Source organism: Arthrobacter sp. TE12232 (assembly GCF_054062615.1).
Genome location: NZ_JBSSFK010000001.1, coordinates 3103715 through 3120908, shown reverse-complemented (window position 1 = coordinate 3120908; position 17194 = coordinate 3103715). Strand labels below are relative to the sequence as shown.

Below are 17194 nucleotides of genomic sequence, written 5' to 3'. Positions count from 1 at the left end.
TTGAGATTCCTGAGCTTTGGGCCCGAGTGCGGCATACCGCTCTGCGCCTCCCCCTTCCCTCGCAAGCTCGGGCGGGGCCCCTGGCGCTACGCTTAGATCCTGATGACTGCAGCAACTCCGCCGGCACCCGTCACGTCACCTGAGCGGCAGGGCACGCTCCTGCTTCTGGTGCGCCACGGGGAGACGCCGACGACAGGCACGGTCCTCCCGGGGCGCGCGCCCGGACTGCACCTGTCCGACCGGGGCTTGGCCCAGGCCGAACGGGTCGCGGACCGGCTCTTTGGACTACGAGTGGACGCCCTATATTCGTCCCCGCTGGAGCGCGCCTGCGAGACGGCGGAGCCGACGGTGGCACGCACGGGACTGGAAGTAAACCACGACGACGGGCTGCTCGAATGCGACTTCGGCGACTGGACCGGATCTGCGATCGCCGACTTGGCGGCCCTGCCGGAATGGCAGACCGTCCAGCACAGCCCGTCCGCCTTCCGCTTCCCCAACGGCGAGAGCTTTCCGGAGATGCAGGCGCGGATCGTCGGCGCGATGGAGGCACTGCGTGCAGCCCACGCCGGGGGTGTCGTCGTGTGCTTTTCCCACGCCGATCCGATCAAGGCCGCGGTCGCCCATGCCCTGGGCACGCCCTTGGACCTCTTCCAGCGCATTGTCATCAGCCCGGGCTCGGTGTCGGCCATCTCGTTTGTGGAGGGTCAGGACCCGGCGGTGCTGATGGTGAATTCGACGGCGGAGCCGCTCAGCGGGTTGAGGGCACAGTGAATTCGGGGCAGCGTGCATTGGGACCTTCGGTGAAGCGGGGCGGCCGGTGTCCGGCCGGAAGCTGACACTGCTCAGCGAGGGCCGCGTCGAGCTGCTCGGGCGCATCCCCCGCAGCAGCAACGAGACGTTCCTGGTCCAGGTCTCCGGTGGGGACGACGCCGCGTATGCGGTCTATAAGCCGGAGGCCGGGGAACGGCCGCTGTCCGATTTCGAGCCCGGGCTTTACAAACGGGAACGCGCGGCCTACCTGCTCAGCGAGTCCCTGAATTGGGGACTCGTGCCGGCGACGGTGATCCGCGAGGACGCCCCCTTGGGGATCGGGTCGCTGCAGTGGTTCATCGAGTGCGACTTTCAGGAGCATTACTTCACCCTCTACGCTGACGCCCCTGAGACACACCGCGAGCTGGCGCGGATCGCCGTGTTCGATTACGTCGCCAACAACACGGACCGCAAGAGCGGCCACGTGCTGCGCGGCGACGACGGGCGGATCTGGGGCATTGATCACGGGCTGTGCTTCTCGGCAGCATTCAAACTCCGCACCGTGATCTGGGACTTCGCCGGCGACCCCATCCCCGGTGCCCTGCTCGAGGACATCTCCTCTTTCGCGGAGGCCGCGCCTCCCGAGCTGGCCGAACTACTCGACGATGACGAGGTCACCGCCCTGCAGCGCCGCGTGCAGCGACTGCTGCGCGCAGGGGTGCTGCCGGTTGATCGCACCGGCATGCGTTACCCGTGGCCGCTCGTGTAGGTGGCTGCTTCCGGAACGCGCGGGTCGAGGATCACTTCAACTATCCGCCAGACAAATAGGTGGCATCAGGAAACGACCCTTCACCGAATAGCTCTGGTGCTTCAGTCTGGTTACTAGACCCGCTGGTCCCGTCCAGCAGCAACATAGAAGGACTTCAACGTGGAAACTCCCCTCTCCCATCTTGCCCACCTCGAGATCACCACCCCGGACGTCGAAGCCTCGGCACGGTTCTATGAGGAAAAGTTCGGCATGCGCATCATCGACCGGGTAAACGGCAACGTCTACCTGCGCTGCTGGGGCGACTACTACCGCTACAGCCTCGTCATCACCGAAGGACCGGAAGCCTCGCTGGGCCGGATGGCCTGGCGCACCAACTCCCAGGCAGCCCTCGAAGCAGCAGCCCGGGGCGTCGAAGCAGCCGGAGTCCAGGGCAACTGGACCGCCGGCGGCCACGGCTACGGCAAGGCATACGAATTCACCGGCCCCTACGGCCACCACATGCGCCTGTTCTACGACGTGGATAAGTTCGTCGCCGAAGCCGGCTTCGAGTCCACCTACCCTGACCGGCCGGAACGCCGCAGCAGCCACGCCGCCGCTCCCCGATTCCTGGACCACGTCACCGTCGCCACGTCTGACGTCCGCGGCTTCGCCAAGTGGTACAACGAGGCCCTCGGCTTCCGCGTCATGGCATTCGTGGACCTGGACGAGGCCCCCATCACCGTCTTCTCCGTGCTCACCACCAATGAAAAATCCCACGACCTCGGCGTTGTCCTGGACACCTCCAACCGCCCCGGGCGCGTCAACCACATCGCTTTCTGGGTTGACGCCACCGAGGACCTGCTGCGCACCGCGGACGTCATGATGGAAAACGGCACCCCGATGGAATACGGTCCCTCCATTCACGGCGTGGGTGAGCAGAACTTCCTCTACTTCCGCGAGCCGTCAGGCCTGCGCGTGGAGCTTAACTCCGGCGGCTACCGCAACTACGTCCCGGACTGGGAGGCCAACACCTGGAAGCCCTCCGAAGGTTCGAACAACTTCTACAAGAACGGCGCCATGCCGCACTCCATGACCGAATCATTCCCTCCCGCCGAAGGCTTCACGGCCACCGAAGAGGGCGCTTCCCCCGAGATGAAGGAAGCCCTCCTGAACCCCTACGCCAAGCAGGGACGGGGCTAACGGCGCCATGGCTGAAGCTACGTATTCTCTGATCCGCTTTCAGGAACCGGGTGACACCAAGGCCCGGGCAGGCATGCTGGTGGGCGGTCGTGTCGTGCCGCTGAATGAGGACATCAATTCCATCATTGAGCACTGGGACACCACGGAGTGCCAACTGGATGCCATCGCCGCTTCTGCCGCTGAGCGTACTGGCCTGGCAGCGGCCGACGTGGAGCTCCTTGCCCCGGTGGAGCCGGTCCAGGTCCTCCAGACCGGCGCCAACTACCGCAAGCACGTGATCGACCTCGCCGCAGCGCACCGCGGCCAGGGCGAGGACGAGGAAGAAGTGCGCGCCAAGACGGCGGCCATGATGGATCAGCGGGCAGGGCAGGGCACGCCGTACTTCTTCATTGGACTCCCGACGGCGATCGCGTCCGCGACGGAGGACCTCACTCTGCCGTCCTATTCCAAGTCCCATGACTGGGAGCTGGAACTTGCAGCGGTCATCGGCAGGACGGCATTCCGGGTCACCCCCGAGGAAGCCCTGGAGTACGTGTTCGGCTACACCATGGTCAACGACATCACCACCCGGGAGTACGTTTTCCGCAAGGACATGCCTGCCATCGGCTCGGACTGGTACCGGGCCAAGAACGCCCCAGGCTTCCTGCCGACCGGACCGCTGCTGGTGCCGGCAAAGTTCTTCGGCGACCCGCAGGACGTCCAGGTGACGCTGAAGCTCAATGGCCAGGCCATGCAGGACGAATCCACCCGGGACATGATCTTCGGGGTCGCCAAGCTGGTCAGCGAGGCCTCCCAGATCATGCCGCTGCGCCCCGGCGACCTGGTCCTGACCGGAAGCCCCGCCGGCAACGGACAGCACTGGGGCCGGTTGCTCCAGGACGGCGACGTCATGGAAGGCACCATCACCGGGCTGGGCACCCAGCTGATCCGCTGCAGGGACGAAGTGCAAACTGAAGGCAGCCAGCCGTGACCGCCCAAGACATCTCCCCTGCCACCATCTCCGCCACCGGGGAATCAGCCACTGCTTCCCCGGTGATCCGGCGTGAGGACCCGCTTGGCAGCATCCGCGCCATGGCCGCAGCCCACAACAATTGGGGCCGCTGGGGCGCAGACGACGTTCTGGGGACCCTGAACTTCATCGACGCGGCCAAACGCATCGAAGCAGCAGCCCTGGTGAAGACGGGCGAGGCCTTCTCGCTGTCCCAGCCTTTCGACACCAACGGACCACAGAAGGGCTGGCGCCGCCGCACCAACCCCGTGCACACCATGACCGACACCGGCGTGGACGCCGAACGCGGCAACCAGGGATTCCCGCACGGCTTCGGCGGAGCAGACGACGTCATTGCCATGCCGTTGCAGTGCTCCACGCAGTGGGACGGCCTGGGCCACATTTTCGACCAAGGCAAGGCTTGGAATGGCCGTGCTGCCGGGGACGTGGTCACCTCTGAAGGTGACCTCGTGACCGGGATCGAAACCGCTGCGGCGAAGATCGTGACCCGGGGTGTGTTGCTGGACGTTGGGCGCGCGCTCGGACCCGATATGGGACGGAGCGACGGCGAGTTGCCGGACGGCTTCGCCATCACCCCGGAGCACCTCCAGCGGACCATTGAACTGCAGGGGCCAAGCTCCCGAGTAGGCCGGGGCGACATCGTGGTAATCCGCACCGGGCAGCACACCCGGGTCCGCCGCGACGGCTGGGGCGATTACGCCGGCGGCTCCGCCCCCGGGCTGTCGTTCAGCACCGGGCCGTGGCTGCACCGCAGCGAAATCGCCGGAATCGCCACCGACACCTGGGGCTTCGAGGTCCGTCCCAACGAGTTTGAGGGCGCCTTCCAGCCACTCCACCAGATCGCCATCCCGAATCTCGGGCTGTTCCTGGGTGAAATGTGGGACCCGGACGGCCTGGCGGAAGCGTGCGCGGCGGACGGAAGGTATGACTTCCTGCTCACCGCCGCTCCGCTTCCCATCACCGGTGCCGTGGGGTCACCCGTCAACCCGATCGCCGTCCGGTAATCGGGTCCGGTAATCGCGGTCCGGTAGCTTTCAGTACAACAGCAACACAACCACCAGCAGTTACGCCGTCAATACAAAGGAGTCAGCGATGGCAGCAGTACAGAACGTCGGAATCGTCGGGGCGGGAGCCGCGGGACTGACCGCAGCCATCCTCCTGGCCGACGCCGGAATCCACGTGGAAGTCCTGGAGAAGGCGGAAGCCCCGCAGACTCTCGGATCGGGAATCACGCTGCAGGGCAACGCGTTACGGATCTTCCGCCAGCTCGGCGTCTGGGAGCAGATCGAGGCGAAAGGCTACGCGTTCAGCACCCTCGGCCTGCGCGCCCCGAACCCCGACGGCACCGTCATCGCGGTCCTCGAGGACATCCGGACCGGCGGCGAGGACCTCCCCGCCACGCTGGGAATGTACCGTCCCGACCTGACTGCGATCCTCCGCGAACGGGCTGAGCAGGCAGGTGCACGGATCAGCTATGGCAAGACCGTCACCGGAATAACGGACGACGGCGGTTCCGTCACCGTCAGCATCGCCGACGGCGGCACCGCACGCTACGACCTCCTGATTGGTGCCGACGGCCTGCACTCCGCTGTCCGTAAGGCCATCGGCATCGACGTCGAACCCCAGCCCACAGGGATGGGTATCTGGCGCGCGTTCGTGGAGCGGCCAGAGGACGTGGTCCGCACCGACCTGACCTACGGCGGCCCCTGCTTCATCGCCGGCTACTGCCCCACCGGCCCGGACACCATCTACGCCTACCTCGTAGAGAAGGCCCAGGAGCGCAAGCACGAAGACGGCCCCCGCATCATGACCGAACTCGCGGCAGCCTACGGCGGCCCCTGGAACGAAATCCGCGCGAGCCTGGACCAGAGCGCCCGCATCAACTACACGTGGTTCACCACCCACCTGGTCGACGGGCCGTGGAACCGCGGCCGCACCGTCATCATCGGCGACGCCGCCCACAGCTGCCCGCCCACGGTGGCACAAGGGGCTGCCATGGCCCTGGAAGACGCCGCCGTGCTGGCCGAGCTGCTGATACAGGCCGACGACCTCACGGAGACCCTGTGGAAGGAGTTCACCGACCGCCGCCTGGACCGGGCAAAGGCGGTGGTCAGCGCCTCCGTCCAGCTGGGCCAGTGGATGCTCGACGGCGTTCGGGACGCCGATGTGCCCGGCCTGATGCACTCGCTGTCCACCTTGCTGAGGGAACCCGCATGAGCGCCCACTCTGCTGAAACGCCCACTGTGGACGTACACGCCCACATCCTGCTTCCGGCCCTGCAGCAATTGGTGGCCGAAGCTGATCCCGAGGGGTTCGGCGCCCAGCAGGCCTTGGAAGTGCGCCGCAACGGACCGGAGTCCATGGCCGCTTCGGGCCGGATGATCAAGGAGCGATGGCCGCAGCTGACGGACCTGGACCGCCGGCTGGCGGACATGGACGCCCAAGGCGTGGACGCCCAGCTGGTCTCGCCGTCCCCGTCGCACTTCTACTACTTCGCCGGCGAGGATCTGGCCCTGCAGGTGGCCAAGTCCGCCAACCAGGCGGTGCTGGAGTTCGTGGGCCGCGCTCCGGAGCGGCTGAACGGGCTCGGTCTCGTGCCGCTCCAGCACCCAGCCCTGATGGTGGAAGCGCTGGACCACGCTGTGCTTGAGTGCGGGCTGCTTGGCGTGGAAATCGGCTCGTTTGCCGCCACTCCCGGCGACCCGGAGCGCAGCTCCGTTGAACTTTCCGACCCCCGTCTGGAACCGTTCTGGACCCGTGCCGAGGAGCTGGAGGCCGTGGTGTTCCTGCACCCGTTCGGCTGCTCGCTGGATGAGCGGCTGGACCGCTTCTACCTCGCCAACACCGTCTCCCAGCCCGCAGAAAACGCGGTGGCCCTGTCCCACCTGATCTTCAGTGGCGTCCTGGACCGGCACCCGGACCTTAAGATTCTGGCGGCGCACGGCGGCGGCTACCTCCCGACCACTCTGGGCCGCTCAGACCATGCCTGGCGGGTCCGGCCCGAGGCACACGGCTGCGCCCAGCCGCCGTCGTCATATCTGAAGAAGCTGTACTTCGATTCGCTGGTCCACAGCGCTGCTGAACTGCGCGCCCTCGTGGCCGCCGCTGGCCCGGAACGGGTGCTGCTCGGCTCGGACTACCCGTTCGACATGGGCTCCGACCTCCCCGTGGCGGAGGTAGCCGAGGCATTGCTTCCTCCCGAGGACAAGGCCAAAGTGCTGGCCGGCAACGCTGCCGCCCTGGGCATCACGCCCGCTTCAATCCTTACCTCCCGCCGTACAGCCTAAGGAAGAATTTTCATGGTCAAGATTGCACGCTGGAACCACGACGGCGGGACGCAGTCCGGCTTCTTGGACAACGGAACCTGCTACGCCCTGCCCATGGGCCAGAGTGTCCAGACCCTTTTGGACGCCGGACTGGACGAGACGCTGAGTCTTGCCCGGCAAGTCATCGGTTCTGGCCCTGCCGTCCCCCTGGCCGAAGTGCAGCTGCTCGCCCCGCTGCTGCCGGCCACCATCCGGGACTTTGTGGCGTTCGAGGAACACGTCGAAGGCGTGCGGAAAAGCATCGACGGCGTGGCGGGCGTGGTGCCCGAGTGGTACGAGGCACCCACCTTCTACTTCACAAACCCCCACACGGTGACCGGCACCGGTGAGGTGATCGGCATTCCGGCGGGCTGCGACGACCTGGACTTCGAAACGGAAGTCGCCGCCGTCGTCGGGCGCGTCCCTGGCAGCAACGGCAGGAACCTGACCGCGACGGAAGCGCACCGGCATATTTTCGGCTATACCGTCCTCAACGACTGGTCGGCGCGCGACTTGCAGCGCCGAGAGATGAAAGTCAGCCTGGGGCCGTGCAAAGGCAAGGACTTCGCCAACACTCTGGGGCCCTGGATTGTCACCGCCGATGAGTTCGAGGACCTGCACGACGCGGAGGGGTTCCTGCCGATCTCCATGGCCGTGGAAGTCAACGGCGAAACCATCGGCCAGGACCTGCTGTCCAATATGGGCTGGCCCTTCGCCGAGCTGGTGGCGTACGCCTCGCAGGATTCCGTGGTGCGCCCGGGCGATGTGCTGGGCTCCGGCACGTGCGGCAGCGGTTGCCTCGCGGAGCTCTGGGGGCGGAACGGCTCACAGACTCCCCCGCCGCTGAAGACCGGCGACGTGGTCCGCATGACGGTGGAAGGCATCGGCAGCATCGAGAACACGGTGGGTGAACGCCGCAACGCCGGGACCCGTGTGCGTGCCCGGCAGCGTCCGCGCAACCGGGTTGCCTCCGCGGTTATTTCCGGGACTTAGGGTGGTCTCCCTTCAGCTCGATGGCCGGACTGTGGTGGTCACCGGCGCGGGCCAGGGCCAGGGCGCGGCGGAGGCGCGCATGCTGGTGGAGGCCGGGGCCCGTGTCATCGCCACAGACCTCGCCGCGGACATGCCGGCTGGGCTGGCCGTCGTGTCATCGACGTCGCCCGGTGCGCTCGTGTACCGGCAGCTGAACGTCAGCGATGCCTCCGGCTGGTCCGATCTCGCTCAATGGATCCGGTCCCAGGGATGGCAGGTGGACGGGCTGGTCAACAATGCAGGCATCACCCAGCGGAGCCGGTTGCTGGATGCCTCTGTGGCTGACCTGCAGAACGTCTACGAGGTGAACGTTGCCGGAGTCCTGCTCGGCATCCAGACCCTCGCGCCGCTGATGGCCAGTGGCTCCGCGATTGTGATCGTGGGCTCCGTGGCGGGCCTGACCGCACACTATCCGGTGGCCTACACCGCCAGTAAATGGGCACTGCGGGGCCTCTCCCAGGTGGCTGCCATGGAACTTGGCCCCCGGGGAATTAGGGTCAATTCTGTCCACCCAGGCTTCATCGAAACGCCCATGACGGCGAGCGCCAAGGCCGAGTTCAGGCAGGCGACCATGGCCGAGACCCCGCTGGGGCGCACTGGAAGCGTGGAGGAGGTGGCCGGCGTCGTGTTGTTCCTCCTGAGCCCGCTCTCTTCGTTCGTGACCGGTGCCGAGATCCCCGTGGACGGGGGCCAGTCAGGCCACGGCGGAGCAAAGTCTGTCTCCGATGCCATGCGCTAGCCCTGCAGCACGATGCCAACTAACCCGGCAGCACCGCCGACCAGCCGCCGTCGACCATCAGGTTGGCGCCCGTCACGTATGACGCTTCGTCGGAGGCCAGGAACAGCGCGCACTTGGCCACTTCTTCCGGCGAGCCGATCCTGCCCAGCGGGATGCTGCCGGCGATGGAACGCATGGGGTGGTCGGCGGCCAGGAGGTTGCCCTCGGTGGCTGCAGTGCGGATCATTCCGGGGCTGACAGCATTGACGCGCAGTCCATGCGGAGCCCCTTCGGCCGCGAGCTGCCTGGTCATGGCCACCACGGCTCCTTTCGTGGCGGTGTGGGCCAGCCGGCCGTTGGTCATGGAACCGGTAACTCCTGCCGTGGATCCCACCAGCACGATGGCGGCGTTCTGCGCCCGGATCAGTTGTGGCCAGAAGTATTTGACCGGCAGGAACACCACGTCCATCTCGTGTTCAACATTCCACTTCCAGTCGGCAAACGTGAGCTGCTCCACCGGGGCGAAGCGGGTGACCGCCGCGTTAGCGTACAGGATGTGGATCTGGCCATGGTTTGCGGCTACGTCCTGCGCCCATGCCGCCACAGCGGGCTCGTCCGTCAGGTCTACCCGGCTGCTGCACATCCGGCCCCCGGCTGCGGTGACCTGGCGGACGGTGCCTGCGGCGCCGGCGTCGTCCATGTCGCAGCCGATCACTATGGCCCCTGCCTCCGCGAAGGCCAGCGCCGCCGCCCTGCCTTGGCCGCTGGACGTTCCGGTGATGACGGCGGTTTTGCCGGCCAGGCGCTGGCTGGAGACAGGCATGGGGGGTCCCTTCTGAAAGTACGTTTCTTCGACTTTCGCAGGGTTGGTCCGAACGGGGAATGGCGCTTTGGCTCTAGGTAGTATCCGCCGCACGAATAGTCACCGGGTGGGCGGCGACGGGGAAAAGTTCGTGCAGCCGCGAACAGGCCCGCTGGACCACGGAACGCAGCCAGACGCTGGCAGGGTCCTCCGTCTGGGACGGGTGCCAGTACATCGCTTCCACAAGGGACGCTTCAGCGTCGTCCGTGAACTCCAGCACAACGATTTCCGCACCGCGCTGGGCCCGTGCTGCCAGCATTCCCGGGACCAGCGCCACAAGGTCTGTCCCTTCCACCAGGAGTGGCAGGGACAGGAATCCGGCCACCACAGCCGCCACGCGGCGCTGGATGCCCCGCGACTCGAACAGCTTGTCCGCCGGGGTGCTGATTCCCTCGCCGAAATAGCCGACGGCGTGGGGAACGGTGGCCAGGTCCCCCAGCGTGAGCCGGGGCCGCTGGAGCAGGGGATTTCCGGTGTCAGCCACAGCCACGAAGCTGTCCCGGAAGAGCTGCTTGCTTGCTCCCTGCATGTGGTATCCCGTGGGCCCGACGAGAAGGTCGATTTTAGAGTAGTCGGCCATCTGGCCCTGGATCCCGGACTTGGCTGTGGGAACGAAATCCACAGACACTCCGGGTGCAGCCTCGCGCAGGATCCCCCGCAGGGGACCCACAATCAGAGCCGCCGCATAGTCCGAGGCTGCGATGATGAATTCCCGCTCGCTCGTGGCGGGGTCGAACCCGGACCGTACACGCGTGGCCCGCTGGATGTGAAGCATTGCTTCATCAACCAGCGGAACCAGGGACTGCGCGAAGGGCGTGAGGTCATAGGTTCGGCCGTTCCGCACCAGGAGTTGGTCGTCGAAATGGCGCCGGAGCCTGGCCATCGCGGCGCTGGTGGCTGGCTGGCTGAGCTGGAGCCTTTCAGCCGCCCGGGAAACGTTGCGCAGCTCCAGCAGGACCTGCAGTTGGGGCAACAGGTTCAGGTCCAGGTTCTTCATACCCATAGGTTATCTGTGCTCCGAGTCCGGCCGTCTTAGCGGTCGGTGGCACCCGGCTTCCCAAGAGCTGTCAGCTCAGGCGCCCTCCGATCCAAGCGCTTCGGCAACCTTCCGGGCGCCGCGGACGGCGATGGCCACACTCATCAGCGTGGGATTCATGGCCGTTGCCGTCGGAATGAGAGCGTTTCCGCCCACCACCAGGTTGTCGTAGCCCCACACACGTGACCACGGATCCGCCACCGAGGTGCCGTCGTCGGTTTCACCCAGGCGCATGGTGCCCTGGTAGTGCAGGCTCGAGCCGTTCGGCATGAGGCGGGGCTCGGCAACGAAGGCGCCAAGGGCCTTGCCGGCACGCCGCAGCCGCTCGGTGGCCTCGGCGATTTCCGCGTTTTCCCGTTCAGTGAGCGCGTACTCGATGCTCATGTTGGGGAATCCCCGGTAGTCCGGTTCGTTGTCGTCGAAAGTGACGGCATCCTCGTAGCGCGGGTGCTTGCGCATGCCGTAGCCCATGTTGACGTAACCCCAGCGGTTCTCGGAGTAGGGGGTTCCCGGCTCCATCGGGAACGGAGTCGATTCGGAATACATCACCTGGACCGAGAAAGGGTGCTCGGGCTCGGAGAACGGGATGCGGTTCACTGCCGCAACAGGGTCTGCCGGGTTCAATGCGCGCCGGGCCAGTTCGGCGTCGAGGTCCTCCTCCGTGGCGAAGCGGCGCATCTTTTCGGCGTCCAGCGCCACCGTGGAGATGACCACGGGATGCTCGGTCAGGTAGTGGCCGAGCGCCTGCGGTCGCACGCCCGAAGCCCACAGGAGCTGCGGTGAGCGGAAGGCATCCCCCGCCACGACAACGGCGTCCGCCGCCACAAATGACATCTCGCCCGTGCGCAGGTCCTGGACGGTGACCCCGCTAGCCCGGTGTCCGTCCAGCTCCACGCGGCGGACCAGGGTGAGGTCACGGAGTTCAAACTTCTTTGAGAGCGCACTGTCCTTATCGATGAGCGGACCGAGGACGACGTCGGCGCCCGCCCAGCGCACGGAGCCGTCCGGTTGCGGGTCTCCGGCAACCGGAAGGGTGCCAACGCCGTACCCCTCCGGCAGTTCCGCGCCGAACTCTTCGTCAAGGAGTGACCTAATGGCTTCGCCGACGGTGGAATCGGCGAACGCGGCACTGTGGACGTGCAGGAGCTCCTTTGCCTGGCCGATCAGCTCATCCCACTCCTCGTTGGCGATGAACGGAATCTTCTCGCTGAACGCCGGCGACGGCGTGGCGCAGGTCCAGTGCGCACCTTGGCCGCCGACGTTGGTGGCCGCAGCCGCTGCGGGAAAAGAGGAAGCGTGGGCGGAGCCGGCTCCACCGAAATCGAGCAGATGGGTGCCCTGACGGGCGGTGAACATTCCCTCGGTGACCGTCCCGGCCGGGATGCCGAGCGATTCACGGTAGGCGCCGGCCTGCGGTCCCTGCGACATTTCCCGCGCACGGGCCTTTTCGCCAGGGTCTGCAATGTTCCGGACGCTCTCGCCGGGAAGGTTCGTCAGCTGTGGTCCTGCTTCGAACATCACCACCCGGGCTTCAGGGACCCGCTCGAGGATCACCCGAGCATAGGTGGAACCGATGGGCCCGCTGCCGACGATGGCAATAGTGGGATTGGACATGGTGTCTCCTTCGAAAAAATCAGGCCGAAAGTGTTTCGGAAGTTGTTTGGGGGGCGGGAACCGGTTCGTCGGAGAGGCGGCCATGCGGGAGCAGGATCGCTGCGACAATGCCCACGGCGTAGGTGGCCGCCAGGGAGATGAAGATGGGTGTGAAGACTGCACTATAGATCTGCGCGATGGTGGCCCGGACGGCGGGCGTCGCCCCGTGGACCAGTTGCGGGGTAAGGGTGGAAGCGTCAAAACCTACTGGCAATAGGGCCGCCACGCCGAAGCCGATCACCCCGCCGATGATCGCCGTCGCGACCGTTGAGCCCACCTGCCGCACCAGGTTGACGGTTGCCGTGATGGTGCCTGTCTGGCTGGCCGGAACGGCCCCCTGGACCACTGCGACGATCAAGCTCATGAACGCACCGGTGCCCATACCAACCACACCCATAACGATCATGGGCACCCACAACGGAAGCCCCGCGGGCAGCAACGCCATCACAGAAAGTCCGGCCGCTCCCAGAGAGGTTCCCAGGATCGGGAAGATGCGGTACCGCCCGGTCCGGGTGGCCAGCCATCCCGTGAGAAGGTTGCTGATCAGCATGCCGAACACTGTTGCGATGGGGACGAACCCGGACACCGTGGCGGTGGTTTGGTAGGCCATCTGGAAGTAAGTGGGCAGGTAGGCCGTGATGGAGAAAAGCCCGACGCCGATGATCGCCGATAAGGCGGTGCCTGCCGCAATGGTCCGGTTCGCGAAGACGTGGAGCGGCACGATGGGTTCGGGAGCCCGCCGCTCAATAAAGAAGAAGGCAACGAAGCCCAAGACGCTCACTGCAAGCGCCGCAGCGGTGCCAGGGCCGGCGCTCCGTTCAGCAGCCCACGTGACGGCGAGCACGAGGGCCACCAGGGCCGTGGTGAAAACAGCCGCCCCGGCGACGTCGAAGTGGCGCGGCATGGGTCCCGGTTCCAGATGCGGAACAGCGATCACTGCGAGGCCCAGGGCCGCTGCGCCGACCGGAATATTGATCCAGAAGACCCACGACCAGCCCCAGTAATCGGTAATGGCGCCGCCGAGGACCGGGCCAACGAGGATCGCGATAGGGAAAGCCGCACCAATGATGGCCATGTAGCGCGGCCGTTCCCGCTGCGTCGTGACCCGGGCAATGATGGTCTGGGACATCAACTGCAGGCCCGCGGAGCTCATCCCCTGCAGGACACGCGCCGCGATGAGCCATGCCATGTCCTGGGCGAAACCGCAGGCCAGGGAGGCGGCCAGGAACATGACCAGCGAACCGAGGAAGATCCGCCGCGCTCCGAGCACATCACCCAGCTTGCCGAGCACGGGCAGCAGCACGGTGCTGGCGAGGGTATAACCCACAACGACCCAGCTCATCAGTTTCAGTGCGCCCAACTCACCGGCAATGGTGGCCAAGGATGTGGACACCACAGTGTGGTCAAGGGCTCCGAGGAAAGAGACCGTAAGGAGGGAGATAACAAGGAGACGGAGTCTCAAAGGCGAAAGTGGCATAGTGATCTACCCGAACGATCGGGCCGTCGACGCGACGTGTTGTGCCTCGGCCGCACCATCACGGACGAGAACGGGTCCCGAGGGAACCCCGGCGCCACTAGCCATGCTACCTCACTTTAGTCCAAAAACAACAAAAGAATGCCCGAATTCGACATCATTCGCGCCAGGTGCCCCTCAAGGCCCAGGTGAGGGCCATGTCCTCGAGCAGCTCATCCAGGTCGGTGACGTTCCGGCCCGAGGAGCAGGCAACAAGAGCCCGGCGGAGCGCAAGGCGGGCTGATGATTCGTAGCGTTCCGGAGCCCTCAACGCGCCGCCCGCGGTGGACGTCTCCAGGCGCGTCAGCCCGGCGGGTTGGTCCACGGTTATTTCCGTCCTCACCTCACCGAGGGCCAACACCTGGACCAGCCCTCCGAGGTGAGTCCCGCCCACCAGTGTCCCGACGAGGGTAGCGGGAACCGATCCGCCGTCGGGGCCCGCGGAGTCCAGGAGCGCGATCCTGCCGTGGGCAGTGGCCCTGCAGGCCTGTGGAGTCAGCGGCCGCCCGGTCAGGGACCGCGCCCAGCCAAAGCCGTCCCGGAGTACGGCATCGAAGTTTGCAGCGGGAGCCGCACACTCGACGGTGACGATCCGGGCCGGGCTTCCCCGCCTTGCCCGGACTGCATCAGCAACAACGTCGGGGCGCAGGCGGGGGCGCTCGGCGATCAGTGGGATATCGCCCGGCCAGGGTCGGGATGCAAGGGATTCCTGCGGAAGCACCCCGGGGTCCGCAAGCACCACAGCCACCGCTCCTTCCGCCCGGGCGGCCAGCATGCCCTGCCACCAATTTCCGGATCCAGGCACCACGGCCACCGCGCCACGGACGTCGTCCGTGCGCACTGCGCTCAGGGGAAGTTCGGCAATAGCGGCAACATAGGCAGGCATTGCGGTGCAGACGCCGAACCCTCGAACTGCGGGATTCACTGCGGCACCCCTTCAAGAACTTTCGCCACGACAGCATCGGCGAGGTCAATTGCATGGAGCGAGTCGGCCAGCAGTTCGTCATACTCCACCGGGGCTGCACCCTCAAGGAGCGACGCAAGCAGGCGCCACTCCGCCACATAGCCGTCTTCCGGATCCCGCCGGTACTCTGTCCACTGCCCGTCCACGCTTCGGACGCGGACGGCCGCGCTTCCGGCATGGACGAAGGCCGGCGGGAAATTAACCTCGATACGGTCATGGGAGGTGGCGACGCCCATCCGCCAGAGCGCGTCCGGCCCTTCCGGAAGCATGGTGAGCGCCAACTGGACCAAGACGTCACCCGCCCGGTACCCCACCAGGTAGCCGATGGGCCTGGCCACCTTCGCGTACACCACTTCGTCGACGCCAGGCGCAATGTCCCTGACGGCTGGAGAGTCATGGATCGCGAGGCCCGTCAGCAACTGCCGCAGGACGCCGGCCGCCACTGCTGGATCGTCCAGGTCAGGACGGCCCCGCCGGGCCGCCGGGAGGGGACCGCCCTCGACCACCAGCCGGTGATACCTGTCATTTGGCGGGAGCGCGAGCGTCACGGAGATTGCCTGGACCCGGCCTTCGAGGGCCACAAGATGATGCTTCGCGCGTCCCCAGGCCGCATCAAACAGGTGGTTGGTTCCCACCACCAGAATGGCGCCGGCGGCCCGGCACACAGTAATGACCTCATCGGCTTCCTCCCGGCTGGTGGCCAACGGCTTCTCGCAGAAAATGGCGCGCTTGCCGGCAGCCACTGCCTCCATAATCTGGCGCGCATGTTGCGCAGGCGGACTGCAGACGGCCACCACCTCCACCGTTGGGTCTTCAAGGAGGTCCGCGTCCCCCTCCGACCAGCGGGCGCCAAGCCTCTCCGCCAGCCCCCGGGCGCGACCGCTCCCGGCATCGGCAATGTGCTGCACCGTGAATAGTTCCGCCAGTCCTCCCAGCACCGGCAGGTGAAGGGCCGCGACGCCCGGCCCTGCTCCAAGAATCCCTACTCCCCAAGGCATCGCTGCCCCCCCTTCTTATGTTCTTATTATTCATAAGTAGGAAAAGTTTTGGCTATAGTCACATCAAGCCGCACCTTAGTCGCTCCAATGTGTGAGAATTGTTGCCATGACGACAGACTCCACCCTCCGCTTTGGAGCACAGACGGATGAAGTAACGAGCCTCCTGCGGATCGTCAACCTGGTGCGCACGGGCGAGGCCACCACGCGCCCTGAAATCGGCAAGGTCACCGGCTTGGGCCGGGGCGTTGTCAGTCAGCGCGTGGATCAGGCCATCCAGATGGGCTTCCTCGGCGATGGCGAGTTCGGAGCCTCGTCCGGGGGCCGCGCCCCCCGGACCCTACGTTTCCGCGCGGAGCGGGGGCGGATCGTGATCTGCGCCCTCGGAGCGGCTCATATGAGGGTTGGCGTAGCGGCCCTCGACGGCGACATCCTGGAACACAGGCACCGCACGTGGGATATCGCGCAGGGTCCGGAGAAGACCATCGACGCGGCGATGTCCCTGATTGACGACATCCTGAAGAAAGACGCGGAGGTGCCCGTCTGGGGTGTGGTGGTGGGGCTTCCGGGCCCGGTGGACTTCGCCTCGGGGCAGCCCGTGGCGCCTCCGATCATGCCGGGGTGGAACGGTTACGATGTCCGCGCGCCATTCGAGGAACGGTTCAACGCACCGGTATGGGTAGATAACGACTCCAACCTGCTTGCCCTCGGCGAACGTGCCCGGCGGCGCGACGCCCTGGTGGACCTCATCTACTGCAAGATCGGCTCAGGAGTCGGAGCGGGCCTGCTGTCCAAGGGCAGGATTCACCGTGGTGCAAACGGGGCCGCCGGCGACATCGGACACGTCCGGGTTTCCGATTCCGACGCACAATGCCGCTGCGGCAAGATCGGCTGCCTGGAAGCGGTTGCCGGCGGCTGGGCCCTGGTCCGGGATGCCGAACAGGCCATCAAGGAAGGTGCTGGCAGCTCCCTGGCCCCGAAGGCGAAAAAGGGAGCGCTGACCCTCGAGGACATCACCCTGGCAGCCCACGACGGGGACCCCCTGGCCATCACCCTCATCCAGAAGTCGGCACGGGTGGCAGGCGAGACCATTTCAGCCCTGGTGAACATGTTCAATCCGGGAGTCATTGTGATCGGCGGTGCCATCGCGTCCGCCGGTGAAGTGTTCCTGGCCGAGGTGCGCCAGCGGGTCTATGAACTGTCACTGCCGCTCGCCACCCGCGACCTAACCATCACGCTCTCGGTAAACGATGAGCGCGAACCGCTGCGCGGCGGAGCTGAACTGGCCCGCGAGCAGCTGTTCGACGTCACTTTCCCCCGCTGGTTCGCGGAGGGCCGGCCGTCCCCTGAACGAGCCGCCGTTCCGGCGTAAAATTCCGGCGTAGGGTACCGGCATGACGGGAAAGCGC

16 protein-coding genes are annotated in these 17194 nt (G+C 66.3%); 10 read left to right on the top strand and 6 right to left on the bottom strand.

The annotated features are described in order from the left end of the window. Nucleotides 1–102: 102 nt before the first annotated feature. From ACVWZ7_RS13850 to ACVWZ7_RS13810, 9 genes are all read left to right on the top strand, one after another. Complete coding sequence (locus ACVWZ7_RS13850) at nt 103–771, top strand: MSMEG_4193 family putative phosphomutase (protein ID WP_456508197.1); 669 nt, start codon at nt 103–105, stop codon at nt 769–771. 46 nt (nt 772–817) lie between these two features. Further along, the gene (locus ACVWZ7_RS13845; protein ID WP_456508196.1) at nt 818–1519 is read left to right on the top strand and encodes an SCO1664 family protein; all 702 of its coding nucleotides are present in this window, start codon (nt 818–820) and stop codon (nt 1517–1519) included. 159 nt (nt 1520–1678) lie between these two features. Further along, a complete protein-coding gene (locus ACVWZ7_RS13840) occupies nt 1679–2698 on the top strand; it encodes a VOC family protein (RefSeq protein ID WP_344367001.1) in 1020 nt (339 codons plus the stop codon). Nucleotides 2699–2705: 7 nt separating this feature from the next. Next, a complete protein-coding gene (locus ACVWZ7_RS13835) occupies nt 2706–3668 on the top strand; it encodes a fumarylacetoacetate hydrolase family protein (protein ID WP_456508195.1) in 963 nt (320 codons plus the stop codon). Then, a complete protein-coding gene (locus ACVWZ7_RS13830) occupies nt 3665–4711 on the top strand; it encodes a cyclase family protein (protein ID WP_456508194.1) in 1047 nt (348 codons plus the stop codon). The genes ACVWZ7_RS13835 and ACVWZ7_RS13830 overlap by 4 nt, the downstream gene beginning before the upstream one ends. A gap of 88 nt (nt 4712–4799) precedes the next feature. Then, on the top strand, nt 4800–5924 hold the full coding sequence (locus ACVWZ7_RS13825) for an FAD-dependent oxidoreductase (protein WP_344367007.1): 1125 nt from the start codon (nt 4800–4802) through the stop codon (nt 5922–5924). Further along, nucleotides 5921–6994, top strand: coding sequence for an amidohydrolase family protein (locus tag ACVWZ7_RS13820; protein WP_456508193.1), 1074 nt, complete (start codon nt 5921–5923; stop codon nt 6992–6994). Before ACVWZ7_RS13825 ends, ACVWZ7_RS13820 begins: the two co-directional genes overlap by 4 nt. A 12-nt stretch (nt 6995–7006) precedes the next feature. After that, complete coding sequence (locus ACVWZ7_RS13815; RefSeq protein ID WP_456508192.1) at nt 7007–8005, top strand: fumarylacetoacetate hydrolase family protein; 999 nt, start codon at nt 7007–7009, stop codon at nt 8003–8005. Nucleotide 8006: 1 nt separating this feature from the next. Further along, nucleotides 8007–8783, top strand: coding sequence for an SDR family NAD(P)-dependent oxidoreductase (locus tag ACVWZ7_RS13810; protein ID WP_456508191.1), 777 nt, complete (start codon nt 8007–8009; stop codon nt 8781–8783). A 19-nt stretch (nt 8784–8802) separates the two neighbouring features. Here the strand turns inward: ACVWZ7_RS13810 and ACVWZ7_RS13805 are convergent, their stop codons facing one another. The 6 genes from ACVWZ7_RS13805 to ACVWZ7_RS13780 all read right to left on the bottom strand — a co-directional run bounded on the left by ACVWZ7_RS13805 (nt 8803) and on the right by ACVWZ7_RS13780 (nt 15788). Continuing rightward, nucleotides 8803–9585, bottom strand: coding sequence for an SDR family NAD(P)-dependent oxidoreductase (locus ACVWZ7_RS13805; RefSeq protein WP_456508190.1), 783 nt, complete (start codon nt 9583–9585; stop codon nt 8803–8805). A gap of 73 nt (nt 9586–9658) precedes the next feature. Continuing rightward, a complete protein-coding gene (locus ACVWZ7_RS13800; RefSeq protein ID WP_456508189.1) occupies nt 9659–10621 on the bottom strand; it encodes a LysR family transcriptional regulator in 963 nt (320 codons plus the stop codon). 75 nt (nt 10622–10696) lie between these two features. Beyond that, nucleotides 10697–12274, bottom strand: a complete 1578-nt coding sequence (locus tag ACVWZ7_RS13795) for a GMC oxidoreductase (RefSeq protein WP_456508188.1) — start codon at nt 12272–12274, stop codon at nt 10697–10699. Nucleotides 12275–12293: 19 nt separating this feature from the next. After that, complete coding sequence (locus tag ACVWZ7_RS13790) at nt 12294–13790, bottom strand: MFS transporter (RefSeq protein ID WP_456508187.1); 1497 nt, start codon at nt 13788–13790, stop codon at nt 12294–12296. Nucleotides 13791–13944: 154 nt separating this feature from the next. Then, on the bottom strand, nt 13945–14751 hold the full coding sequence (locus ACVWZ7_RS13785; protein WP_456508186.1) for a hypothetical protein: 807 nt from the start codon (nt 14749–14751) through the stop codon (nt 13945–13947). Beyond that, on the bottom strand, nt 14748–15788 hold the full coding sequence (locus tag ACVWZ7_RS13780; protein WP_456508185.1) for a Gfo/Idh/MocA family protein: 1041 nt from the start codon (nt 15786–15788) through the stop codon (nt 14748–14750). The genes ACVWZ7_RS13785 and ACVWZ7_RS13780 overlap by 4 nt, the downstream gene beginning before the upstream one ends. A 106-nt stretch (nt 15789–15894) precedes the next feature. Between ACVWZ7_RS13780 and ACVWZ7_RS13775 the strand changes: the two genes are divergently transcribed. Then, complete coding sequence (locus ACVWZ7_RS13775) at nt 15895–17157, top strand: ROK family protein (RefSeq protein ID WP_344367029.1); 1263 nt, start codon at nt 15895–15897, stop codon at nt 17155–17157. Nucleotides 17158–17194: the final 37 nt, after the last annotated feature.